Source organism: Nisaea sp., from assembly GCF_965216895.1.
GTDB lineage: Bacteria > Pseudomonadota > Alphaproteobacteria > Thalassobaculales > Thalassobaculaceae > Nisaea.
The window spans coordinates 3,846,970-3,869,718 of the sequence record NZ_OZ244205.1 but is presented as its reverse complement, the minus strand read 5'-3'; the positions used below and the strand labels follow the sequence as shown (position 1 = coordinate 3,869,718).

20 protein-coding genes are annotated in these 22,749 nt (G+C 65.3%); 10 read left to right on the top strand and 10 right to left on the bottom strand.

The annotated features are described in order from the left end of the window. Nucleotides 1-102: 102 nt before the first annotated feature. The 5 genes from hisS (at nucleotide 103) to ACOOE1_RS18415 (ending at nucleotide 5,572) form a co-directional block, all read left to right on the top strand. Nucleotides 103-1,347, top strand: coding sequence for a histidine--tRNA ligase (gene hisS, locus ACOOE1_RS18435; protein WP_420403670.1), 1,245 nt, complete (start codon nucleotides 103-105; stop codon nucleotides 1,345-1,347). Between the two features lie 12 nt (nucleotides 1,348-1,359). Next, nucleotides 1,360-2,652: a glutamyl-tRNA reductase gene (gene hemA, locus ACOOE1_RS18430; protein WP_420403669.1), complete on the top strand. Its 1,293-nt coding sequence runs from the start codon at nucleotides 1,360-1,362 to the stop codon at nucleotides 2,650-2,652. Next, a complete protein-coding gene (prfA, locus tag ACOOE1_RS18425) occupies nucleotides 2,649-3,713 on the top strand; it encodes a peptide chain release factor 1 (protein WP_420403668.1) in 1,065 nt (354 codons plus the stop codon). Before hemA ends, prfA begins: the two co-directional genes overlap by 4 nt. Then, a complete protein-coding gene (gene prmC / locus ACOOE1_RS18420; protein WP_420403667.1) occupies nucleotides 3,713-4,573 on the top strand; it encodes a peptide chain release factor N(5)-glutamine methyltransferase in 861 nt (286 codons plus the stop codon). The genes prfA and prmC overlap by 1 nt, the downstream gene beginning before the upstream one ends. Nucleotides 4,574-4,837: 264 nt before the next feature. Further along, nucleotides 4,838-5,572, top strand: coding sequence for a DUF4167 domain-containing protein (locus ACOOE1_RS18415; RefSeq protein ID WP_420403666.1), 735 nt, complete (start codon nucleotides 4,838-4,840; stop codon nucleotides 5,570-5,572). Between the two features lie 89 nt (nucleotides 5,573-5,661). Here the strand turns inward: ACOOE1_RS18415 and ACOOE1_RS18410 are convergent, their stop codons facing one another. Beyond that, the gene (locus tag ACOOE1_RS18410) at nucleotides 5,662-6,099 is read right to left on the bottom strand and encodes a GNAT family N-acetyltransferase (protein ID WP_420403665.1); all 438 of its coding nucleotides are present in this window, start codon (nucleotides 6,097-6,099) and stop codon (nucleotides 5,662-5,664) included. A 31-nt stretch (nucleotides 6,100-6,130) separates the two neighbouring features. Further along, a complete protein-coding gene (locus ACOOE1_RS18405) occupies nucleotides 6,131-6,850 on the bottom strand; it encodes an MOSC domain-containing protein (RefSeq protein ID WP_420403664.1) in 720 nt (239 codons plus the stop codon). Between the two features lie 293 nt (nucleotides 6,851-7,143). Here ACOOE1_RS18405 and clpB point away from each other — a divergent pair, with 293 nt between their 5' ends. Continuing rightward, nucleotides 7,144-9,762, top strand: coding sequence for an ATP-dependent chaperone ClpB (gene clpB, locus ACOOE1_RS18400; RefSeq protein WP_420403663.1), 2,619 nt, complete (start codon nucleotides 7,144-7,146; stop codon nucleotides 9,760-9,762). Nucleotides 9,763-9,810: 48 nt separating this feature from the next. On the opposite strand, the gene ACOOE1_RS18395 is transcribed toward clpB, so the two are convergent. The 3 genes from ACOOE1_RS18395 to ACOOE1_RS18385 are packed head-to-tail and all read right to left on the bottom strand — an operon-like array spanning nucleotide 9,811 to nucleotide 12,263. Next, nucleotides 9,811-10,437, bottom strand: a complete 627-nt coding sequence (locus ACOOE1_RS18395) for a pseudaminic acid biosynthesis-associated methylase (RefSeq protein WP_420403662.1) — start codon at nucleotides 10,435-10,437, stop codon at nucleotides 9,811-9,813. Between the two features lie 30 nt (nucleotides 10,438-10,467). Continuing rightward, nucleotides 10,468-11,238: a cytidylyltransferase domain-containing protein gene (locus ACOOE1_RS18390; protein ID WP_420403661.1), complete on the bottom strand. Its 771-nt coding sequence runs from the start codon at nucleotides 11,236-11,238 to the stop codon at nucleotides 10,468-10,470. Beyond that, nucleotides 11,235-12,263: a PseG/SpsG family protein gene (locus ACOOE1_RS18385; RefSeq protein WP_420403660.1), complete on the bottom strand. Its 1,029-nt coding sequence runs from the start codon at nucleotides 12,261-12,263 to the stop codon at nucleotides 11,235-11,237. The genes ACOOE1_RS18390 and ACOOE1_RS18385 overlap by 4 nt, the downstream gene beginning before the upstream one ends. Before the next feature lie 86 nt (nucleotides 12,264-12,349). Between ACOOE1_RS18385 and pseI the strand changes: the two genes are divergently transcribed. From pseI to ACOOE1_RS18365, 4 genes are all read left to right on the top strand, one after another. Beyond that, nucleotides 12,350-13,411 carry a pseudaminic acid synthase gene (gene pseI, locus ACOOE1_RS18380; protein WP_420403659.1) on the top strand — a complete coding sequence of 354 codons (1,062 nt, stop codon included), beginning with the start codon at nucleotides 12,350-12,352 and terminating at the stop codon, nucleotides 13,409-13,411. A 1-nt stretch (nucleotide 13,412) separates the two neighbouring features. Further along, nucleotides 13,413-15,122, top strand: a complete 1,710-nt coding sequence (locus ACOOE1_RS18375) for a tetratricopeptide repeat protein (RefSeq protein ID WP_420403658.1) — start codon at nucleotides 13,413-13,415, stop codon at nucleotides 15,120-15,122. 101 nt (nucleotides 15,123-15,223) lie between these two features. After that, complete coding sequence (locus ACOOE1_RS18370) at nucleotides 15,224-17,041, top strand: tetratricopeptide repeat protein (protein ID WP_420403657.1); 1,818 nt, start codon at nucleotides 15,224-15,226, stop codon at nucleotides 17,039-17,041. A 2-nt stretch (nucleotides 17,042-17,043) separates the two neighbouring features. Continuing rightward, nucleotides 17,044-18,774: a tetratricopeptide repeat protein gene (locus tag ACOOE1_RS18365; protein WP_420403656.1), complete on the top strand. Its 1,731-nt coding sequence runs from the start codon at nucleotides 17,044-17,046 to the stop codon at nucleotides 18,772-18,774. A gap of 1 nt (nucleotide 18,775) precedes the next feature. Here ACOOE1_RS18365 and ACOOE1_RS18360 read toward each other — a convergent pair whose 3' ends face one another. From ACOOE1_RS18360 to ACOOE1_RS18340, 5 genes are all read right to left on the bottom strand, one after another. Further along, the gene (locus ACOOE1_RS18360; protein ID WP_420403655.1) at nucleotides 18,776-19,711 is read right to left on the bottom strand and encodes a DMT family transporter; all 936 of its coding nucleotides are present in this window, start codon (nucleotides 19,709-19,711) and stop codon (nucleotides 18,776-18,778) included. 83 nt (nucleotides 19,712-19,794) lie between these two features. After that, the gene (locus tag ACOOE1_RS18355) at nucleotides 19,795-20,316 is read right to left on the bottom strand and encodes a GNAT family N-acetyltransferase (protein WP_420403654.1); all 522 of its coding nucleotides are present in this window, start codon (nucleotides 20,314-20,316) and stop codon (nucleotides 19,795-19,797) included. Further along, the gene (locus tag ACOOE1_RS18350; RefSeq protein ID WP_420403653.1) at nucleotides 20,306-21,052 is read right to left on the bottom strand and encodes an ABC transporter permease; all 747 of its coding nucleotides are present in this window, start codon (nucleotides 21,050-21,052) and stop codon (nucleotides 20,306-20,308) included. Before ACOOE1_RS18350 ends, ACOOE1_RS18355 begins: the two co-directional genes overlap by 11 nt. 3 nt (nucleotides 21,053-21,055) lie before the next feature. Continuing rightward, entirely contained in the window at nucleotides 21,056-21,775 is a 720-nt protein-coding gene (locus tag ACOOE1_RS18345; RefSeq protein ID WP_420403652.1) for an ABC transporter permease, read from the bottom strand. A gap of 77 nt (nucleotides 21,776-21,852) precedes the next feature. Then, complete coding sequence (locus ACOOE1_RS18340) at nucleotides 21,853-22,704, bottom strand: transporter substrate-binding domain-containing protein (protein ID WP_420403651.1); 852 nt, start codon at nucleotides 22,702-22,704, stop codon at nucleotides 21,853-21,855. Between the last annotated feature and the right edge of the window lie 45 nt (nucleotides 22,705-22,749).

Here is a 22,749-nt window from a genome sequence, read left to right as displayed (position 1 = left end):
GTCTGAAGACACCGCATCCGTTTGAATCCGAGACGATTTCGCGGCATAAACCGAGCCGCCCGCGCGCATCACGCCGCGGGCGCGTTTGAAAGGACTGAACCCATGGCGAAGTTGCAACCCGTTCGCGGCACCCACGACCTTCTCGGCGAGGACGCGCGGCGGCATCGCCATGTGGTCGAGACCGCCCTCGCGACGGCAGCGCGCTACGGTTTCAACGAGATACAGACGCCGATTTTCGAGTTCACAGAAGTGTTTGCGCGCACGCTCGGGGAAACCTCGGACGTGGTCTCGAAGGAAATGTACAGCTTCACCGACCGCGGCGGGGAGACCATCACCCTGCGTCCGGAAGGCACCGCCGGGGTGGCGCGCGCGCTGATTTCCGGCGGCCTCAGCCAGGATCTGCCGCTGAAGCTCTTCTATCAGGGCCCGATGTTCCGCTACGAGCGCCCGCAGAAGGGCCGCCAGCGGCAGTTCCACCAGATCGGCGTCGAGCTGCTTGGCGTCCCTGCGCCGCAGGCCGATATCGAGGTCGTCACCGTCGGCGCCGACATTCTGGATGCGCTCGGGATCTTTGAAGGCGTCGTGCTGGAACTGAACACGCTCGGGGACACCGAGAGCCGGGCGGCCTACCGCGCGGCCCTGGTCGGGTATCTGATGGACCACAAGGACGGTCTTTCCGAGGACAGCCTGCGCCGCCTCGAGGTCAACCCGCTGCGCATCCTCGACAGCAAGGACGAGGGCGACCGTGCGATCGTTGCGAACGCTCCCTCCTTCGGAGACTACCTGAATTCCGCTAGTCGGGATTTCTACGGAACGGTAAAGGCCGGGCTCGATGCCGTCGGCATTCCCTATCGGCAGAACGACCGGCTGGTGCGCGGTCTCGACTATTACTGCCACACCGCCTACGAGTTCGTGACCGACCGCCTCGGCGCCCAGGGTACCGTGATGGCCGGCGGACGCTATGACGGGCTCGTCGAGACCATGGGCGGTCCCTCGACCCCCGGTGTCGGCTGGGCTGCCGGTATCGAGCGGATTGCGATGATGATCGAGGCACCGGCGGCTCCGGCGCGCCCGATTGCCGTGATCCCGGTCGGTGAAGAGGCCTCGATCGCGGCCATCAAGCTCAGCCATGACTTGCGCAAAGCCGGCCTTACTGTCGAAATGGGCTATTCGGGCAATCTTGGAAAACGCATGAAGCGGGCCAACAGACTCGGTGCCAGCCACGCCGTCATACTCGGCGAGACGGAACTCGAAAGCGGCGTCGCGACCGTCCGGGACCTGGATTCAGGGACCCAGACCGAAATCGCGCTGGACAAAATCGGGGACCATCTCAAAGCCGAGGTCTAGCGAGGCCCGGCTTTGGCGGATCGCACCGCTTTCCCGCTCTTTCAGGACCTGCACCGTTTCGCCGTCGTCGGCGTCAACCACCGGACGTGCCCCGACGCAATCCGCGAACAGCTCTTCGTCGCCGACGAGGAATTGCCGGTTGTGCTGCGTTCGCTCAGGGTCTTCGGGGTCGAGGAGGCCATGCCGCTCTCGACCTGCGACCGGGTCGAAGTCGCGGGCGTGTTTCCCAACCCCGAGGAAGCGCGCAGCGTGATCGCGAAGATCCTCTGCGCACCCGTCGGGCTCGATCCGGCCCTGCTGGAGCCGCTGCTCTATCGCCATGTCGGCGGCGACGCCGTCGCCCATCTCTTCCGGGTTGCCGCCTCGCTTGACAGCCAGGTGATCGGAGAACCGCAGATCCTCGGGCAGATGCGGGCCGGTCACCGTCTTGCCCGCAGCCTGAAATCCTCCGGTCCACTGATCGACGCGACCATGAGCGCCGCATTCGAGGCGGCGCGGCAGGTCCGGCGGGAAACACGGATCGCCGAAGGTCCAGTCTCCATCGCCGCCGCCGCGCTCGCCGTCGCGAGAGACGTTCACGGCGCACTCGAGCGAACACGGTCGCTACTGCTCGGGTCCGGAGAACTCGGGCTGATTCTCGCCGGACAACTGCATGACGGACACGGCACACCGGTCACCGTCATCGACCGGATCGACCGGCGGGCACAGGCGACTGCAAAGCTTCTCGAGGCGCACCACCGCCCGTTCGGAGAATTGTCCGCAGCGCTTACCGATGCCGATATCGTCATCGCAGCGGCTGGCGAGGGCCGGACCGTGCTGAGCGCGGAAATGGTCGAAAACGCCTTGCAGAAGCGCCGCTACCGCCCGATGTTCCTGGTCGATCTGTCGGTACCGCCGGATATCGATCCGGCCGTCAACCGGATCGACGAGGCGTTTCTCTTCGACCTGGAAGACCTGGAGCGCACGGCCACCGAGGGCAAGAACGCCCGCCGGGCTGAAGCCGACCGGGCACGCGCGCTGGTGGATGCGGCCGTCGCACGTTTCCTTTCGGCGCAGAGCGGGCGGACCGCGGCGCCGGCCATCGTGCGCCTCCGCGAGCATCTCGAAGCGATGCGGGCGGCTCTGCACGAGGACCAGCCGAATCTGACCGCGGAAGACGCTACGCGGCTGCTCCTGAAGCGTATCCTGCACGCGCCGTCGGAACATCTGCGGCGCCTCGCCGCGACCGAGACACTTGACGACCGGACGATCGCCATCCTGGTGGAACTGTTCGGTCTCGATGAGGAACAAGGAGAAGACGAGTGAGCCTGCAGGCCAATCTCGAACGGGTGCTCGCCCGACACAGGGAACTGGAAGCGATCCTGGCTTCAGGCGACGGCGTTGCCTCGCAGGATATCGCGAAACTCTCCCGGGAGTTGTCCGAACTCGCTCCCGTGGCGGAGAAGGTCACCATGCTCAAGGATATGCGCAGGGAGCTCGAGGATGCGCGCGGTCTGCTCGGGGACCCCGACATGGAGGACATGGCGACCGAGGAGATCGAACGCCTGGAGAAGGAACTTCCGGCGCTGGAGCGCGAGGTCCAGATCCTGCTGCTGCCGAAGGACGAGGCCGACGAGAAGAACGCGATCCTCGAAGTCCGCGCCGGCACCGGCGGCGACGAGGCCGCGCTGTTCGCCAGCGACCTATTCGGCATGTACCAGCGCTACGCCGCCCAGAACGGCTGGAAGTTCGAGATTATGGAGATTTCGGAGAACGATATCGGCGGCTACAAGGAAGCGATCGCCGAGATCAGCGGGCGTTCTGTCTTCGCCCGCCTCAAGTTCGAGTCCGGCGTGCACCGGGTGCAGCGCGTACCGGTGACGGAATCCGGCGGACGCATTCACACCTCGGCCGCGACCGTGGCCGTTCTTCCCGAAGCCGAGGATGTCGACCTCGACATCGAGGAAAAGGATCTGCGGATCGACGTATTCCGCGCCAGCGGCGCCGGCGGCCAGCACGTGAACACGACAGAGAGCGCGGTGCGCATCACCCACCTGCCGTCCGGCATCGTGGTCTCGCAGCAGGACGAGAAGTCGCAGCACAAGAACCGCGCGAAGGCGATGAAGATTCTCCGTGCCCGGCTCTACGATCACGAGCGCCAGCGCCTTGCGGATGAACGCGCGGCCGACCGCAAGGGCCAGGTCGGCAGCGGCGATCGTTCGGAGCGTATCCGCACCTACAACTTTCCCCAGGGACGGGTCACCGACCACCGCATCAACCTGACACTCTACAAGATCGACAAGGTGATCGCGGGCGAGGCGCTGGACGAACTGATCGACGCGCTGACCGCCGAGGACGAAGCGGCCCGCCTCGCCGCCCTCTCCTGATGCCATCCAAGCTCGCCCACAATGTCGGTGCGCTGATCACCGCCGCGACACGCCGTCTCGCCGATTCCGGCGCCGACTCGCCGCGCCTCGACGCCCGCCTGCTGCTCGCCTTCGCATTGGGCGAGAGCGGACGGCTGCATGGGCGCGAGGACGAGGTTATTCCGGCTGCGCAGGCTGCCCGTTTCGAGGCCCTGCTGGGGCGCCGATGTGCCGGCGAACCGGTCTCGCGCATCCTCGGCAGCCGCGAGTTCTGGAGTCTCGAGTTCGAGCTGTCCCCGGCGACGCTCGATCCCCGCCCGGACAGCGAGACCCTGATCGACGCGCTCCGGGAGATCTTCCCGGACCGGTCCGCCCCGCTTCGTATCCTCGACCTCGGAACGGGCACCGGCTGCCTGCTCCTCGCCGCCCTCAGCGAATTTCCGAATGCGTCGGGCACGGGCGTGGATATCGATCCCGAGTGCATCTCCGTCGCCGCCCGAAATGCCGAGAAACTATGTCTTTCCGACCGCGCACGAATGATCTGTTCCTCATGGGCTTCCGAGGTGAACGGTCTGTTCGACATCGTCGTTTCAAACCCTCCCTACATCCCGACATCGGAGATTGAGTCCCTGCAACCGGAGGTGCGAATTCATGACCCGATGGGGGCGCTGGACGGCGGCGTAGACGGACTGGATGCTTACCGTAACATATCGGAAAGCTTGGATTTCCTGCTTGCCGAAAACGGTATTGCCTTGCTCGAATTCGGGGAAGGTCAGGGTCAGGATGTAGCACGCATCATGCGGACGGCCGGGCTCACCGTTTACGGATTTCGGAACGACCTCGCCGGCATTCAGAGATGCATTTTGGTGCGGAGAACCTAACCCATCGCGATAATATGCCCTCTTCTATTGCGGGATTTAGAACTTGGAATGGCCGACTTGAACCGTTAGTCTCCCTGTCATGCAACAGGTGCCGAGGGGGCAGACGCTGTTGCGGGAAACCATCCCGGTAAGAGATCAGCGCATCGGCTAGGAAACTATCCGTCCGATGACGACCGGATGTTTCGATCACACACGCGGTGTGGATCGGTGTTTTGGCTCGGGCGCCATATTTGGCTCCCCTACATAACGGCAAAGAATCAGACCATGAGACAAGGTCCCCATTCAAAGCGTGGGCGGGGTCGCGGCAACAATCGTCGCCCGAATGTCCCCAACAGGAATCAAACTTTCGACAGCAACGGACCCGACGTCCGGATCCGCGGCAATGCGCATCAGGTCTACGAGAAATACCTGACACTGGCCCGCGACGCCTCAACGGCGGGCGATCGCGTGCTGGCGGAAAGCCTCTTCCAGCATGCGGACCACTATTTCCGCATCTACAGCATGTTCAACGAAGAGAACGAGGCGCGCCGGGCAGCTGCCGCGCAGCAGGACAATGCTGCGCAGCCGGACGTCCAATCGCGTGATGACGACGGCGACGGCAACAGCGATGCGCAAGGCGGCAGCGACAATCAGCGGCCACAGTCAGATGACGAGCAGGCGGGTCCTCGCCGGACCCGCAGCGAGCGTCGGCAGGATGCCGAAGCCGCCGAACAGGGCGACCAACCGGATCGTCCCGCGCGGCCGCCGCGCCGGCGCCGTAACGGCAACGGCGCTTCGGGCAACAGCGTTTCCGAGGGTGGCGCCGGCAAGACGGACAACGACGCCGCGCTTCGCGCCATGCTCGGCGCTGGCGAAGCCGGCCTGCCGAAAGCAAGCGGCGGCGAGTCGGCCGGGGCCGGCGAGCAGGCCGAGGAGGCCAAGCCGGTCCGGCGCCGCGGTCGTCCGCGCAAGGCCGCACCTCCCGAGGAGCAGGCCCTGCCGCCCGCGGGCGAGGACTGAGACCGGGCCCCGGAAAGCAATGTCAGAGAAGACCGGCCAGCGGCACCGCTGGCCGGTTTTTCTTTGCCCTGATCAGGGGCCTGCCGCGATCAAAGCTGTTTGGTGAAGATACGGTCCCCTGCGCTCATGCGATAGCCGAGCCGCTCGTAGAAGGCATGCGCGCCGGTGCGGCTGTCCCTGGAGGACAAGGAGACAGCGGTGCACTCCAGGACACGCGCCAGTCTCTCCGCCTCCGCCATCAGGCGGCGCCCCGCTCCGGTTCCCCGGACTTTCTTGTCGACAACCAGCGCCTGTACCACAAGCGCACGCCCCTTCTCGATCGAAGGCCGGTCGAAACAATGGAGAAAACCGACGAGTGAGCCGCCAGCGAAGGCGCCGACGGTGTAGTGTCCCGCGGCGTTGAAGACCGACGCGATCCGCGCTTCGGCTGCTCCGGGATCAAGCGCGTATCCGAGCTGCTCCGTCAGACGGGCCACCGCCGGCGCGTCTCCGGTGCCCAGGCTCCGCAGGATCAGGACCGTTTCCATTGACTATCCGCCCCGGCGCCGGCCAGGCGGGTCAGACCGGCTCGACCGCGTCCCCGACCGTCACGGCGCCGCCGCCGGTGACTTCGACATAGATACCGCAATCAGTATGGCCGAATCCGTTCTGCAGGTCGCGCGGGATAGCGAGATCGCGTTCCGCCGTCGACGGGTCGACATTGGTCGCCGCGCAGCGGCCGATCCGTTCCGCCACGCTGACTTCCGCCTCGCCGATTCGCACTTTCTTGCCGACCCAGGTGAATTCCTCCCAGGCGGGTACGCCCTCGATCAGGAGGTTGCCCCGGAAACGCAGCGGATCGACCTTGCGGCCGACGACGCGTTCCAGATCGCGGACGCTTTCCAGATTGATGATGGAGACGAACGGCACCTTCACGTCGGAATAGGGCTGCTCACCGCTCTCGACAATGCGCGGCTGGCCCCGGCTTTCCTTCGCCATGAAGGCAGCGAAGAACTGTTCCAGGACCGTCCGCCCATTGACGTCGGTGAGTTTGCCGCTGGAGACGTTCCGGCCCTTGCGCCAGATCTGCAGGATCTCGCTCGCATCTTCGAAGCGGGCCTCAAGCTGGGCGAGTTTCTCGACCTGGGCGAGTTGCATGAAATTGGCTTTCGGCTTCCAGTCGCGGTCTCCCGCCTCGGCACGCCGTGCCGCCCCGCCATGCAGGATTCCGAAACGACGGTCATTGGGGAGCATGCGCCCCGCCTCGAGCGGAACGCTCTCCAGGGATTCTCCGGTCATGCCCTTGACGGGGAATCTGTAAATCGCGCTGACTTTTCCCATAGTGCACCGCACCATAAATGGCTTCGGAAGGCTGTCAACACGGATCGCCGCCTCTTGCGACCTGCAGGCGGCTTCCCATATCTGTGATGCGGGTTCCGGACGCCGCTTTCGGGTCATGGAACCTTCCAAGTCGGAGAGTAATCGGCGATGCTCAAGGGTCGCCCGGACTTTCTGAAAATTGGCTTCAGCACCGCCAGATCGGGGTGTTCGGGGCCGTATCGGCAAACCTTGCGGTACGAAGGAGATATCCGTTGGATTTCGAAAAACTCTCGGAGCGGATGCGCGGCTTCCTGCAATCGGCGCAGACCCAGGCTCTCGGCGCTGGACACCAGCGCCTCACACCCGAACATCTTCTGAAAGTCCTGCTCGACGACAAGGAAGGCATGTGCGCCAACCTGATCGAGCGCGCCGGCGGCGACGCGAAGGCTGCGCGCACGGCGGTCGCGGCCGAACTCGACAAGCTGCCGAAGGTCGAGGGCAGCGGCGCGGGGCAGGTATATCTCGCCCCCGAATTCGCCCGCCTGCTGACCCAGTCCGAAGAAATCGCCGAGAAGGCCGGCGACAGTTTTGTCACCGTCGAGCGCATGCTGCTCGCCATGGTGATGGCCGAAGGCACCGCCGCGTGCCGCATCCTGAAGAATGCCGGCGTGACGGCGCAGGCCCTCAACCAGGTCATCAACGAGGTCCGCAAGGGCCGCAAGGCGGATAGCGCGACGGCGGAAAACGCTTACGAGGCGTTGGAGAAATATACTCAGGACATGACCGAGGCGGCGCGGTCGGGCAAACTCGACCCGGTGATCGGCCGCGACGAGGAGATCCGCCGCACCATTCAGGTCCTCTCCCGCCGCACCAAGAACAACCCTGTGCTGATCGGCGAGCCCGGCGTCGGCAAGACCGCGATCATCGAAGGCCTCGCGCAGCGCATCGTCAACGGCGACGTGCCGGAGCCGCTGAAGCAGAAGCGCCTGCTCACGCTCGATCTCGGCGCGCTGATCGCCGGAGCGAAGTTCCGCGGCGAGTTCGAGGAGCGGTTGAAATCGGTGTTGCAGGACGTCTCCCACTCCGAGGGCGACATCATCCTCTTCATCGACGAGCTGCACACGCTGGTCGGCGCCGGGGCTGCGGAAGGCGCGATGGACGCCTCCAACATGCTGAAACCGGCCCTGGCCCGCGGCGAGCTGCACTGCGTCGGCGCGACAACGCTGGACGAGTACCGTAAGCATATCGAGAAGGACGCGGCGCTCGCGCGGCGCTTCCAGCCGGTCTTCGTCGAGGAGCCGAGCGTGATCGACACGGTGTCGATCCTGCGCGGCCTGAAGGAGAAGTACGAGCTGCACCACGGCGTGCGCATCACCGACAGCGCGCTGGTCTCGGCCGCGAACCTTTCCAATCGCTATATCACCGACCGCTTCCTGCCCGACAAGGCGATCGACCTGGTCGACGAGGCGGCCTCGCGACGGCGCATGGAAGTGGATTCCAAGCCGGAGCAGATCGACGAGCTCGACCGCAAGATCATCCAGCTCAAGATCGAGCAGGAAGCGCTGAAGAAGGAGACCGACAGCGCGTCCAAGGACCGGCTGAAGAAGCTCGAGGGCGAACTCGCGGATCTCGAGAAGAGTTCCGAGGAACTGACCAAGCGCTGGCAGTCCGAGAAGGAGGTCGTGGTCGGCGTCCAGAAGGTGCAGGAGAAGCTCGACAAGGCGCGCATGGAGCTCGAGGCGGCCAAGCGCGAAGGTAATTTCGAGAAGGCCGGCGAGCTGATGTACGGCGTGATCCCGGATCTGGAAGCCACCATCGGCAAGGCCGAGCACGCCTCCGCTGAGAAGATGGTCAAGGAAGAGGTGACGGAGCGCGACATCGCCTCGGTCGTCTCCCGCTGGACCGGCGTGCCCGTCGACAAGATGCTGGAGGGCGAGCGCGAGAAGCTGATCCAGATGGAGGACAACCTGCATCGCCGGGTGATCGGCCAGGACGAGGCGGTCAGCGCCGTTGCCAATGCCGTACGGCGGGCCCGTGCCGGGCTGCAGGATCCGAACCGTCCGATCGGCTCCTTCCTGTTCCTCGGCCCGACCGGCGTCGGCAAGACCGAACTCACCAAGGCACTGGCCGAGTTCCTGTTCGACGATGAGCAGGCGATGGTCCGGCTCGACATGTCAGAATACATGGAGAAGCATTCGGTCAGCCGTCTGATCGGTGCCCCTCCGGGCTATGTCGGACACGAGGAGGGCGGTGCGCTGACCGAGGCCGTGCGGCGACGACCCTACCAGGTCGTGCTGTTCGACGAGGTCGAAAAGGCGCATCCGGACATTTTCAACGTGCTGCTGCAGGTGCTCGACGACGGCCGACTGACCGACGGTCAGGGCCGCACCGTGGATTTCCGCAACACGCTGATCATCCTGACCTCCAACCTCGGCTCCGAGTTCCTGGCCGCCCAGGGCGAAGGAGAATCAGTCGACGAGGTGCGCGAGCAGGTGATGGAGGTTGTGCGCCGGGCCTTCCGGCCGGAATTCCTCAACCGGCTGGACGAGGTGCTGCTGTTCTCGCGGCTCGACCGCGTGAACATGACCAGCATCGTCGACATCCAGCTCGGCCGGCTGCGTAAACTGCTGGAGGACCGGAACATCGCGCTGGAGCTGGACGATGCCGCGCTGAAATGGCTCGCCGATACCGGCTACGACCCGGTCTACGGCGCCCGGCCGCTGAAACGGGTGATCCAGCGCTCGCTGCAGAACCCGCTGGCGAACCAGATCCTCGAGGGCGCCGTCCACGACGGCGCCAGGGTGACGGTGACGGCCGAGGATGGCCGCCTGATCATCAACGGCAAGCCCTCCGCACCGGAAGAGGAAGTACGGATCGAGGCTGCGGAATAACCGACGCCCTCACGAACAGGAAACGGCCCCTTTCCAGGGGCCGTTTTTCTATCCCCGCTTCTCGAGCAGGAACCAGGTCATGTCGTCTGCAGGGAAGTTCGGGTCCCGATGGTAGCAGAAGCCGTAATCGACCAGCACGAGATCCGGGAACCGGTCCAGCAGGTCGCCCGCGAAGTCGCGCTTGAAGAGCCGGTCCTCGTGGCCCCGGTAGGGGATCGCGACCGGAGCCGGGTTGTAGTATTCCGAGACCGCGATGTAGCGCCCGCTTGCCGCGTAAAGGTTGTCGTAGACCTGCGGCAGCGCATCTGGATTGATGTGGATGAGCACGCCGGAGGTGAAGGATAGATCATGCGGCGCGTCCACCTGTGGCTCGAGGATTGAGCCGTGATGGACGTTCAGCCCCGGCTGGGTCTCGAGCGCCTTCACCGCTTCCGGATTGATTTCGATGGCCGACAGCTTCGCTTCGGGCAAGAGGGTGCGCAGCGCCAGCATGTTGAGGCCGATATTGGCGCCGAATTCGACCACGGAGCCGACCGCCGCGGCGCGTGAGAGGATGCGGGTGAACATCGCGGTCCGCGAGGCGAGGATCGCCGCGTCGCGGTTGCGATCGATATAGGCATTGCCGAACGCACCGGCCCAGAAGGCTTCCTGTTCGGTGCGGTAAGTGTCGCTCATCGGGTCGTCTCCTGATCTCTCGTTCGATGCCTAAGCCTGTTCCGGGTAGGCGCCGTCGTTACTCTTGACCGGTTTCGGCTTGGCGGAAACCGTGCGGTTGATCTCGGTCCAGTCGGGGTGCGCCTCGAGGAGCGCCAGAACGTCCCGGTAGGTGAAGGCCGGGTTCTGCGGATAGAGCGCCTCGAGGATGCGCCGCACCAGCTCGAAATCCTCCGGCTGGTCGACGGTCCAGCGTTGCCCCTCGATCGGAGGCTCGTGCCGCAGCATCCGGCAGGCGAAGCGCTCCGGGTGATTGTAGATGAAGGGTGTCACGTGCTCGCGTTCCTGACGAACGATCGCCTCGGAATGGGCTGCGAAGAGCGCATCCGCGCGCAGCACCTCGGCATCGAGCCCGGCCGGCAGGGTTCCGGTGCCGGCGTTGGAGACGTAGTCGAACGGCGGGTCGCTCTCCGTCAGGGTCGAGACGACCTGGTCGACCAGTTCCGGGTCTACCAGCGGGCAATCTGCCGTCAGCCGGACGACAATATCGGCCCCGGCCATCTCCGCCGCGCCGGCGAAGCGGGCGAGCACGTCCTCTTCCGGGCCACGCCAGAAGCGCAATCCCTCGCGCCCGGCAAACTCCGCCACCGGGTCATCGGTCGCATTCCCGGTCGTCGCCAACAGGATCTCGTCAAGGGTGCGGCAACGCCTCAGCCGCTCGACCTGATAGCCGAGCAGCGGTCTGCCCAGCACTTCGCGCAGGACCTTGCCCGGCAGCCGCGTCGAGGTCATCCGCGCCTGAATGATGGCAACGGTCTTCATGGTGTGCTGCCCTCCCCGGTCAGCTCGAGCATCGCATCCAGCACCCGTTCCACGCCACGACCGTCGACCAGCGCCGCGGCAGCCCGGGAAAGCTTCTTCCGTTCCTCCGCGTCTTTCAGGAGCCGGACCGTCTGGGCGGAGATCCGTTCCGGCGCGCACTCCCGGAGCCGGCCAAGGTAGAGCGCCGCTCCCTGCGCCGCCATGCCCGCGCCGACCGGCTCTTCCACCGGCACGCTCGCGCCGAGGATCATCGGCGTACCGTGCAAAGCCAGCTCCCAGACCGTCGAGCCGGCGGAGGAGAGCACGATGTCCGCCGCGGCGATCAGCGCGCCGAGATCCCGCACGCCGACCCGGTAGACCACAGAGCCCGAAATGAGCGCCTCGGGCCGCCAGGCATTGGCCGGACCGACCACCGCATCGACCTGGCCGCCCGTGATCCCGGCCTCCGACAAAGCCGCCGCGCCCGCTTCGGTGAGTCTTGCAAGATAGCCGTTCGGGTCCGCGCCGCCGACGAGGGCGAGGATCCGCTTCGGCGTCTCGGAGATCCCGCGCTCCACAAGATCCTGCCGCAGGTCCGAGCGGATCAGGGCAAAACGCGGCCCGGCGAGGATTCTGGCCTTTGTGCGTCCCTCGTAGCTTGACGTCCCGGCCTGCACGTTCTGGTTCAGCAGCAGGTCCGCCGGATAGGTTTCCTTGTCGGCGGCATCGTCGATCAGCAGCAAGGGTGCCGCCGCGCGCGCGGCCGCGGCATATCCCGCATCGGCAAAGGGTCCGTCCACCACCAGCCATGTCGCGCCGCATCTCCGTGCCGCCTCGGCGAATTCGCAGCCGTCATCGGGCTCCTCGAGGACACGGAAACCGATACCCGCCTGTTCGAGGCGTGCGGCGACCTGATCCGGCACCGCGCCGCCGGAGAAAAACACCGCCTCGCCGCCACGCGCCCGCCAGCCCTCGACGAGCGCGAAGCAACGCATCGCATGGCCGAGTCCGATCCGCGCATTGGCATCGGCGCGAATTGCAAGCACCCCCGGACTCACCTTGCGGCCTTCCCTTCTATCCCCCGGTAAAAAAAGCTATTCTGGCGCCTCCTCAAGCCTCTGTCACGGAAACCATGGCAAAAGATTTCAAGATCAACGGCCGCCCGGTCGGACCCGACCAACCGCCCTACGTCGTTGCGGAAATGTCCGGCAACCACAATGGCGAGATCGGCCGCGCCCTCGCTCTGATCGACGCTGCCAGGGCCGCGGGTGCAGATGCGGTGAAGATCCAGACCTACCGGGCGGACACCATCACCATAGACCACGACGGTCCCGAATTTGTCATCGAGAAGGGCCTCTGGGCCGGCCGCAGGCTGTTCGAGCTGTACGAGGAAGCCCATACCCCGTGGGAATGGCATGAAGAACTGTTCGCGCACGCGCGGAAAATCGGCATTACCCTCTTCTCGGCCCCATTCGATCCGACCGCGGTTGCGCTGCTCCAGGGCCTCGACTGCCCGGCCTACAAAATCGCCTCGCCGGAGATCGTCGATATCGACCTGATCGAGCGCTGCGCGCGGACAGGCAAACCGCTCATCATCTCCACCGGCATGGCGAGCTTCGAGGAGATCGAAGAAGCCGTTGCCGCCGCCCGCGGCGCCGGGGCGGAGGAAATTCTCGTCCTGCATTGCATCAGCGGCTATCCGACCCCGTTCGACCAGGCCAACCTCGCCACGATCCCCGATCTCGCCGAACGGCTCGACGTCGCAATCGGGCTTTCCGACCATACGATGGACACGGTCGTCGCCGAGGCGGCGGTCGCAATGGGCGCCGTCCTCGTCGAGAAGCACTTCACCCTGCGCCGCGCCGACGGCGGGGTCGATTCCGCCTTCTCGCTTGAGCCGGAGGAACTGGCGGTACTGGTCCGTAACCTGCGTGCCGTCTTCGATGCGCGGGGTAAACCGAACTACCGGCCGACCGACGCCGAGAAGGAGATGCTCGCGATGCGCCGCAGCCTGTACGTGGTCGCGGACGTGGCCGCGGGGGAGGTACTGACGGAAGCGCATGTCCGTTCCATCCGGCCGGCAAACGGCCTGCCGCCGAAATACCTGAGCCAGGTGCTCGGCAAACGCGCAACCCGCGCCCTCAGGCGCGGCGAGCCTCTGGCCGGCGACATGGTCCAGGGTTTCGCGGACTGACATGACCGACGAAACGCCGCAGTCGCTGCTGCAACAGGCGTTGCAGAAACATCAGGCGGGCGATCTTGTCGGGGCGGCGCCGCTCTACCAGCAGGTCCTGAAGCTGTCACCGCACCACCCGGACGCGCTGCATCTGCTCGGATTTCTGCTGCATCAGGCCGGGCAGTCCGACGAAGGCCTGAAACTGGTCAGCGCGGCGGTGGCAAGCGTCCCGCTGCATACCGGCTTTCGCGGCAATCAGGCCCGCATATTGCGGCATCTCGGACGCGACGCCGAAGCGGACGAGGCATTTCGTGCGGCACTGATTGTCGCACCGGACGATCCCGACGCGCTTCGCGACCTCGCGGCGACGCGGCGCCAGAGCGGTCAGATCGTGACCGCGACCGCGTTTCTTGCACGCCTTCTCCATCTCACTCCGGCAGACCCGGCCGTCCTTCTCGCCCAGGCCGGCAATCTGATCGATTTCGGCCGCCATGACGCTGCGAGCAAGCTGCTGCGGAAATGCCTGCTCCTCGCTCCGGCGCTGATCGAAGCAGCCAACAGTTTCGGCTTTCTGCAGATCACGATACGCGATCTCGAACGGGCGAGGATCTGGTTCAACCGCACGCTCGCGGTTCAGCCACTCTATGCGGCCCCGCGTTCCGGGCTCGCCGAGGTCTGTTTCTTCGAGAACGATCTGGCAGCCTGTCTCCGGCATTCGGAACACTCCCTCAGGCTGACACCTGACGATCCGCAGATACACGTCCGGCACGGGCTGCGCCTGCTCGCCGCAGGACATGTGCGCGAGGGATGGCGGGAATTCGAATGGCGCCTGAAGCGCGCCGACCGTATCCGGCGAGAGGGGTTGCCGCCGCGCTGGCAGGGCGAGCAGCTCGCCGGAAAACGCATCCTCGTCTGCGCCGAAGAAGGTGTCGGTGACGAGCTTCTCTATGCCTCCATGATTCCGGACCTGATCGCGCTGGGCGCTTCGGTAGTGATCGAGTGCGCGCCGCGCCTGCTGCCGGTCTTCAGACGCTCGTTCCCCGATTGCATGGTGCATCCCTACACGCGGACAGGCGACCGCTTCCGCCCGGTCCACGACTATGGCTGGTTGCCGACCGATCCCCCCGTCGACTATGCGATCGATGGCGGCAGCCTGCCTTCGATCCTGCGTCCCGACGTGGCCGCGTACGAACACCAGCGCCCCTATCTGACAGCCGACGCAGAGCGTGTCGGCAGGATGCGGGACCGACTGGCCGCCTTGCCGCCCGGCCCGAGAATCGGTTTTTCCTGGCGCTCGAAGGAGGTCGCTCCGTTCCGCAATCTCTACTATACGGAGCTCGCGGACTGGCGCGCGCTTCTGACGGATCCCGATCTTCAGATCGTCTCGATGCAGTACGGTCGCGGATGGCGGGAGGAAATCTCAGCGGCCCGCAAAGCGTTCGGCGCCCGGCTACATGTGATCGAAGGCGCCGACCTGACCGATGATTTCGAGGATATCTTCGCGCTCGGCGCCGCGGTCGACGGCATCATCTGCCCGAGCACGACCCTGGTTTGGGTCGGTGCGGGACTCGGCAAGACGGTCATGGAGTTCGGCGTCGAACCGCATTTCGAGCTGATGGGTACGGACCGGCATCCCGGCTTTCCGACAGTCCGCGTCTTCACCAAACCCGTGACGCAATCCTGGGAATCGGTGACGGGCGCCATCGCCGCCGCTGCGAAAACGCTGTGAGAGCATATCGGGCCGCACCCCGTTTCCGCTATATTGTGATAAATCCGGCGCCGGTAACGGCCTGAGCCTGCTCGCAAAACAGGACGAAACTCGGTCATAGCATGTCCCTTCCGCAATCCCAGAGCCTGATGCAAGCGGCGCTTGCGCATCACCAGCAGGGCCGCCTGGCGGAGGCGGCCGCGCTCTATCAGCAGATCCTGCAGCACGCTCCCAAAGACCCGGACGCTCTCCATCTTCTCGGCGTCCTGATGCACCAAGGCGGCCAGCACGAGGCTGGACGCCGGCTGGTCGAGGCGGCCATCGAGGTTGCTCCGGAGCGCCCGGAGTTCCTCAGCAACCTCGGGCAGATCCTGAAAGCGCTCGGCAGGCCGGCGGAGGCCGAAGCCGCCTATCGCAAAGCGCTGTCGACGGCCCCCGCTTTCGTCGATGCCGAGGCAAATCTCGGCGCCCTGCTTCAGGAGCGCGGAGCCGTCGCGGAGGCCATCGCCCTGCTCCGAGACGCCATCCGGAACGCTCCGCGACACGCGAACGCCCACATGAATCTGGGCAATGCTCTGCGCCGGGACGGCCTCGCCGAAGAGGCAGAAGCGGCGCACCGGACTGCGGCCCGGCTGGCGCCGATGAGTGCGGAGGCCCATGCCAATCTTGCCACCACGCTGATGGACCGGGACGCGCTGGAGGAGGCCGGACGGGCTCTGATGCGGGCCCTGCTGCTCGCGCCGGCTCTGGCGGAGGCCGCGAACAGCGTCGGTTATCTGCTGTTCAACCGGCTCGACTACGATGCGGCGCGGCGATGGTTTACGCGCACCCTTCTCCTCGCCCCGGACTATGCCGCCCCGGTGACCGGCCTGGCGGAGCTGGCCTATTTCTCCGGCGACATAGCGGCAGCGCTCGAACATTCCGAGGCCGCGATCAATCTAGCGCCGGACGAGCCGCAGATCCATTTGCGGCACGCCATTCGCCTGCTCGCCGCCGGACGACTGGAAGAAGGCTGGCGCGAACGCGAGTGGCGGCACAAGGCGCCCGACCGGGTTCGCCGGATCGGCCTGCCGCCTCTCTGGCAGGGCGAACCGCTTGCAGGCAAGAGACTGTTGATCTGCGCAGAGGAAGGCGTCGGGGACGAGATCCTCTACGCCTCGATCTATCGCGACGCCATGGCCCGCGGCGCCGAGCTGGTCCTCGAATGCGACGCGCGGTTGCTGCCTGTCCTCCGGCGCTCCTTTCCGGAAGCCTTGGTGCATCCCTACGCACGGGCCGGCGACGATTTCCGCCCGGTGCAGAAATATGACTGGCTGCCGCAGGACAAACCGGTCGATCACGCCATCGATGCGGGCAGCCTGGCGCTTCATTTCCGCCGGACGCTCAAGGATTTCGACGACAGGAAACCCTATCTGAAAGCCGACCCGGAGCGAGTCCGGGAAGTCGGCGACATGATCGGGAAGCCGGGCGACGGGCTCAAGGTCGCTCTTGCCTGGCGCTCCCGCAGCCGCACCGCCTTTCGCGACATCCACTACACGGCGCTGTCCGACTGGCTGCCGGTCCTTCAGGAGCCCGGCATCGATGTCTTCTCGATCCAGTATGGCGACGGATGGGAAGAAGAGATCGCGACCCTGTCGAAAGACACGGGTTCCGGTCCCCGCGTTCTGTCCGAGCTCGATCTGACCGACGATTTCGACGACATTCTCGCCCTCGTCTCCGCCGTCGACATCCTGATCTGCCCGAGCAGCACGCTCGGCTGGATCGGCGGCGCACTCGGCAAGCCGACATGGATGTTCCATCCGGTTCCGTTGTTCGTCCAGTACGGCACCGACCATTTCCCGGGTTTCCCGAGTATCCGCAGTTTTCCGAAGGCCGTCGACGCGCCCTGGAGCGGGCCGGTCGAGGCGATCCGCGCCGCGCTTGGCGCATACGGCGCCTGACGATGCGACGCGAAGCTCTCGACCGGGCGCTCGTCCTTCACAGGCAAGGCGACCTCGCGGGCGCGGCGGATGCCTACCGCGCGTTGCTCAAAGAGACGCCGGGCGATGCCGCGCTCTGGGAATATCTCGCGGTCGCACGCGCCTCTCTGGAGGAGGGCGTCGCCGAGACCGCCGGCTTCTTCCGCAGAGCCCTGCTTCTTGAACCGGCGAATGTCTCAGCCCTCTTCAATCTTGCCGCCTTGCATGTCCGGAATACCCAGGATCCTCTGGCGCTCGCCGGGTTCCGACGGGCCACCGTGACCGCGCCCGAAAACGCGGAAGGCTGGATGCAGCGCGCAAACACAGCCATTCGCCTCGGCCGCAATGCGGAGGCCTTTTCGGCCCACCGGCACGCCACCCGCCTTGCCCCTCTCGACCCGCTGAAGTGGGAACAGCGCGCCACCCTGCTCCGGCGTGCCACCCAACGTGACGATGCCGACCGGGTCACGCGCGCCGGTCTGGTTCTGAACCCAGACGCAGCCAATCTCTGGGCGGCACGGTCTGCCGTCTTTTTCGAGATCGACAGAACTGCCGCCGCCCTGTCCTGCGGCAGACGGGCCGTCATTTCGGACCCGAAGAACCCCGACGGGCTGGCCAACCATGCGCAGGCGCTCTACCGCATGGGCCGCTACCATGACGCGGCCGTAGCCGCCGGGGAGGCGCTCCGACAGGCACCTGACAATCCGGTCATCGCCTTCAATCTCGGTCTCTATCTGCTCACCGCCGGCAACCTTGCGCAGGGCTGGCGGCTCTATGACGCGCGGCTCATTCCCACGGCGAGGTTGCGGCACGGACTGCCCCCGAGACTCTGGGATCCCGGCACCCCGCAAAAGGGCCGCAATCTGATCGTGCCGGCGGAGCAGGGCCTCGGGGACGAGGTTCTCTTCGCCAGCTGCTTTGCCGACCTCGCGGCCGAACTCGATGCCGGCAACCTCGACAGCGTGACCGTCGAATGCACCGACCGGCTGCGCACCCTGTTCGAGCGATCCTTTCCCGCATTCCGCTTTTTCGACCGACTGCGGAAACCGGAGAACCGCCTCCTGCCGGCCGATTACAGTCAGATCGCCAACGCCTCCGGCGCCGACAGTTTTGTCATGGCGGGGAGCCTCCCCGGCCTGTTCCGGAAGTCGCCGGCGAATTTCCCGTCACATACGGGCTTTCTCAAACCCGATGAGGGGCGCGTCGCGCACTGGCGCAGGGAACTCGAGAAATTCGGACCACCGCCCTATGTCGGCCTTTCCTGGCGATCCCGCGCCGGCCGCAACCTGAGCACGGTCTATTATCCCGGACCGGACAACCTCACTGCCATCCTGCGGCTTGGCGGCGTGCGCTTCGTCACTCTGCAATACGATCATTCCGAGGAGGAAGTCGGCCGACTGGAAGAAGAAAACGCGGCCGAAATCATGCGGCCGGACGGTCTCGATCTGACCAACAACATCGACGATACTGTCGCGCTGATGGCGGCGCTTGATGCCGTCGTTGTTCCGAACAACCTGCTGATGAGCCTCGCGGGAGCACTCGGGAAACCAGCCGAGGCAATGATCCACGCGGCGAACTGGACCTTCCTCGGAACCGACCGCGTGCCGTTCTGGCCGACCGTGCACATCCACCGGCGCACCGAGGAAGAAGGCCTCGACTGGGGACCTCTCGCGACCCGGGTGGCCGCGCGGCTGAAGACGACGCTGGGCCTCTAGCTCAACGCGGCGCCCCGGCCTCCGCCGCCACTCCGGGAGAGCGCGTGCGCTTCGCTTCCCGGTAGGTGATATAGAGCCCGCTGGTGACGATGATCCCGGCACCGAGCCAGGTCATCGCGTCCGGAAGCGTTCCGAAGATCAGGAAGGTCAGCAGCGTCGCCATCACGAGCTGACCGTAGTTGAACGGCGACAGCAGCGAGGCCTCCCCGAGGCGGAAGGCCTTGATCACGAAAAAATGCCCGAGCCCGCCGAGAAATCCGACCAGCGCGAAGAGGCCGTAATCGAGCGCATCTTCCGGCAGCTTGTAGTCGAACGGCAGCACGAAACTCGGGATCAGCGCGCCGATCAGAGCGATATAGGTGATCGAGGTCTCGGCGGAATCGCTGCTCGCGTATTTCCGCGTCAGGACCTGGTAGACCGCGTAGAAGAAGGCCGTCCCGAGCACGCAGAGCATGGCCCAGTGGCTTTCCGCGCCGCCCGGGCGGATGATGATCAGCGCGCCGCCGAAGCCGACCAGCACCGCGATCCAGCGTCGCCAGCCAACTTTCTCGCCCAGGAACGGGACCGCAAGCGCGGTAACGATGATCGGCGAGGTGAAATTGATCGCGCTTGCGACCGGCACCTCGATATGGCGCACGGCGAGAAAGAACAGGCAGGTACAGACGAACATCAGAACCGAGCGGACGATATGCACACCCGGCTTCTGTGCCCTCAGAAGGCCGAGGCCATGGCTCGGCAGAAAGATCGCGAGGGCGAAGAGCAGATGACCCGCATAGCGCGCCCACACGATCTGCGTGGTCGAATAGTCCGCCGAAAGGTAGCGCACAAGCACGTTCATGCAGGGCAGCACGGTGATCGCGGCGAGCATGAAGAGGACGGCGGTGGCGAAAGGCCTGGCGAGCGGCGCGGGTGCCGCCGCAGCATGGTCTGGTGTCATGTCGGGAGCCTAGGCGGGCCGGTGACCCGGGGCAAATTCCAATGTGTCAGCACAGTGCGCACCGAAGAGGCACGAGTTTCCCGCTATTTTTTCAGTGTCGCCGGGGTCACCGTCAGATACATCGCGTTCAGGGCGGCGTCCGGATGCCTGCCCTTTTCCCGGAAGCCGGCGCGCTTGAGGGCGATGATCGCGGGCCAGTTGTCCGAATGTGGACAGACGACGATGCGGTCGATCGCAGGATCGCGGAAGATATCCGCCGCCATTGCGCGCAGCATCCGCTGGCCGATCTTCTTGTTCACCATGTCGGTCTCCCCGAGCAGGAAATCCACCGCGCGGGTCTCTCCGGTCACGTCGGCGACGGATTTCCAGCGCGAGTCGCCCCCGGCCTCATAGACATGGATGCAGCCGATCGGCCTTCCGTCCAACTCCGCGATCCGAAGACCGGAGTCGGGATCCTGCAAAATGCTGCCGAGCGAGTCCGTGACCGCCGTGAAGACGCGGTGCGTCCAGCGCGCGACATGCGGCGCGACGAGCCAGCGGCGGATCGTGCCCTCATCGGCGAGCCCCGCCGGCCGGAGTACGATGTCGACGGTGTCAGCGGACATCGGAGCCGACGGCCGCAACGGTCGTCATGTCCTTGCCCTTGACGCTCCGGACGGCGTCGCGCCGATCCGGATTGAGCCTGTACTCGATAAAGGCGACAAGCCGGGTCACCACGAAGACAAGGGTCAGGTAAAAGACCGCAGCAATCAGGAATATCTCCAGCGGCTTGTAGGTCTGAGAGATCATCTTCCGCGCGATGCCGGTCATTTCCAGCAGCGTGATGGTGCTGGCGAGCGAGGTCGACTTGATCATCAGGATGATTTCGTTTCCGTAAGCCGGCAGTGCCTGTCGGATGGCTTGCGGGAAGATGATGCGGCGGAAGCGCATCAGCGCATTCATGCCGCAGGCCTTGGCTGCCTCGATCTGGCCGAACGGCACCGAGAGGATGCCGCCGCGGATGATCTCGCTGGTATAGGCGCCGGTATTCAGGGTCAGCGCCAGAATCGCGCACCACCAGGCCTCGCGCAGCACCGGCCAGACAAAGCTCTCGCGGACGACTTCGAACTGACCCGTGCCGTAATAGATCAGGAATATCTGCACCAGCAGCGGTGTTCCGCGGAAGACATAGACGAAGCCATAGGCAAATGCGGAAATCGGCTTGAAAGAGGAAAGCCGCAGCAGCGCGATGCCGATCGCCAGGAAAAAGCCGGCGAAGAGCGACGTCGCCGCCAGCGCCATGGTGACCGGCAGGCCGTCGAGGATCTTCGGGAAGGCTTCCGCCATGAGGTCGAGATCCATCGCTCAGGCCCTCCGGACGCCGCGGTTGGCCCAGAGCTCGGCGAGCCCGAAGCCCTTGTTCGAAAAGGCAGTCAGCACGAGATAGAGCACACCCGCCGTCAGGTAGAAGGTGAACGGCTTCTGCGTCGAGCCGCTGGCGACGGAGGCTTGCCGCATGATCTCGACCAGCCCGACGATGGAGATCAGCGAGGTGTCCTTCAGCGTGAGTTGCCAGACATTGCCTAGGCCCGGCAGGGCATAGCGCGCGACCTGAGGGATCATGATCCGCCGGAAGAGGAGAAAGCGGCTCATGCCGCAGGCCTTGGCCGCCTCGATCTGTCCCGTCGGAACCGAGAGCACGGCGCCGCGGATCACCTCGGTCGCATAGGCGCCGGAGATGGTGCCGAGCGCGATGGTGCCGATGGCGAACGCGTCGAGTTCGATATATTCGTCATAACCGAACACCTTGGCGACCGTCATCACCGCCATGCTGCCGCCGAAGAACAGCAGGTAGATGATCAGCAGGTCCGGAACGCCGCGGATCAGCGTGGTGTAAGCTTCCCCGACGAAGCGGAGCACGAGGTAGCGGGACAGCTTGAGCGCGGCACCGAACATGCCGATCACAATGCCGAGCAGGAACGCCGCGCAGGCGACGGCGAGCGTCATCAGCATGCCGCGGACCATCTCGTCGCCCCAGCCGTCGTCGCCCCATTGCAGCAGCAGCATCCAGTCAGGCAGTTCCAATGCGCCTCTCCGGCTGTTCTCTCAAGCACGCGGCCGCCACGAGGGCGGCCGCGCGTCTTCAGATAGTCCCTGGACGATCAGTCCTTCGGCGTGCCGTCGAAGCCGAACCACTTGATGGAAAGCTTCGAGATCGTGCCGTCGGCGATCGCCGCATCGATGGCCTTGGTGAACATGTCGGCCAGTTCCTGGTCGTCCTTGCGGATGCCCGCGCCGACGCCGTTGCCGAACGGACCGCCGTCCATCTTCGGGCCGACCATTGCCATCTTCGCGCCCTTCTCGCCTTCGAGCAGCGGCACCCAGTAGGAGAGCGAAGCCAGCGCGGCATCGATCCGGCCGGCGCCGAGGTCGAGGTCGAGGTTTTCCTGGGTGTCGTAGGTCTTCACGGTGACCGTGTCGGCCATGTATTCGTTCAGGAAATTCTCGTGCGTCGTGGAGATCTGCACGCCGACGGTCTTGCCCTTGAGCGCGGCCTTGATCTTGTCCAGCGCGGCCTTCTCGCCGGCATCGACATCCGCCAGGGAGATGTTGGCCAGACCGGCGTCGAGACTCGCGAGCGGGCTGGATTTCAGCACCACGAGCGAGGCCGGAGAGCCCATGTAGGAACGCGAGAAGGTAATGACTTCCTTGCGTTTGTCGGTGATCGACATGCCGGCCATGATGGCGTCGAACTTGCCCGCCTGAAGCGCCGGAATGATACCTTCCCAGGCGGTCTGCACCAGATCGCACTGCACCTTCATGCGCTCGCAGAGATCGGCATAGAGATCGACCTCGTAGCCGTCCAGCTTGCCGGAGCTGTCGGTAAAGTTCCACGGCGCGTAGGCGCCTTCGGTGGCGATGCGGACCTTGCTGCCTTCCTTAAAGTCCTTGGCGACGGCGGCACCGCTGAAGGCGATGGACGCAAGCGCAAATGCAGTCAGAAAACGCTTCATGTGTAAGCTCCCATTTTTTTGTTCCCTGTCGGTAGTCGACGCAGC

Excerpts from the sequence above, each read along its gene's own strand:
- ACOOE1_RS18365 (WP_420403656.1), top strand. The coding sequence starts at position 17,044 with ATGCGACGCGAAGCTCTCGACCGGGCGCTCGTCCTTCACAGGCAAGGC.
- ACOOE1_RS18355 (WP_420403654.1), bottom strand. The coding sequence starts at position 20,316 with ATGTCCGCTGACACCGTCGACATCGTACTCCGGCCGGCGGGGCTCGCC.
- pseI (WP_420403659.1), top strand. The coding sequence starts at position 12,350 with ATGGCAAAAGATTTCAAGATCAACGGCCGCCCGGTCGGACCCGACCAA.
- ACOOE1_RS18415 (WP_420403666.1), top strand. The coding sequence starts at position 4,838 with ATGAGACAAGGTCCCCATTCAAAGCGTGGGCGGGGTCGCGGCAACAAT.
- prmC (WP_420403667.1), top strand. The coding sequence starts at position 3,713 with ATGCCATCCAAGCTCGCCCACAATGTCGGTGCGCTGATCACCGCCGCG.
- ACOOE1_RS18405 (WP_420403664.1), bottom strand. The coding sequence starts at position 6,850 with ATGACCGGAGAATCCCTGGAGAGCGTTCCGCTCGAGGCGGGGCGCATG.
- ACOOE1_RS18410 (WP_420403665.1), bottom strand. The coding sequence starts at position 6,099 with ATGGAAACGGTCCTGATCCTGCGGAGCCTGGGCACCGGAGACGCGCCG.
- hisS (WP_420403670.1), top strand. The coding sequence starts at position 103 with ATGGCGAAGTTGCAACCCGTTCGCGGCACCCACGACCTTCTCGGCGAG.
- ACOOE1_RS18360 (WP_420403655.1), bottom strand. The coding sequence starts at position 19,711 with ATGACACCAGACCATGCTGCGGCGGCACCCGCGCCGCTCGCCAGGCCT.
- ACOOE1_RS18340 (WP_420403651.1), bottom strand. The coding sequence starts at position 22,704 with ATGAAGCGTTTTCTGACTGCATTTGCGCTTGCGTCCATCGCCTTCAGC.
- ACOOE1_RS18370 (WP_420403657.1), top strand. The coding sequence starts at position 15,224 with ATGTCCCTTCCGCAATCCCAGAGCCTGATGCAAGCGGCGCTTGCGCAT.
- ACOOE1_RS18390 (WP_420403661.1), bottom strand. The coding sequence starts at position 11,238 with ATGAAGACCGTTGCCATCATTCAGGCGCGGATGACCTCGACGCGGCTG.
- ACOOE1_RS18395 (WP_420403662.1), bottom strand. The coding sequence starts at position 10,437 with ATGAGCGACACTTACCGCACCGAACAGGAAGCCTTCTGGGCCGGTGCG.
- ACOOE1_RS18350 (WP_420403653.1), bottom strand. The coding sequence starts at position 21,052 with ATGGATCTCGACCTCATGGCGGAAGCCTTCCCGAAGATCCTCGACGGC.
- ACOOE1_RS18375 (WP_420403658.1), top strand. The coding sequence starts at position 13,413 with ATGACCGACGAAACGCCGCAGTCGCTGCTGCAACAGGCGTTGCAGAAA.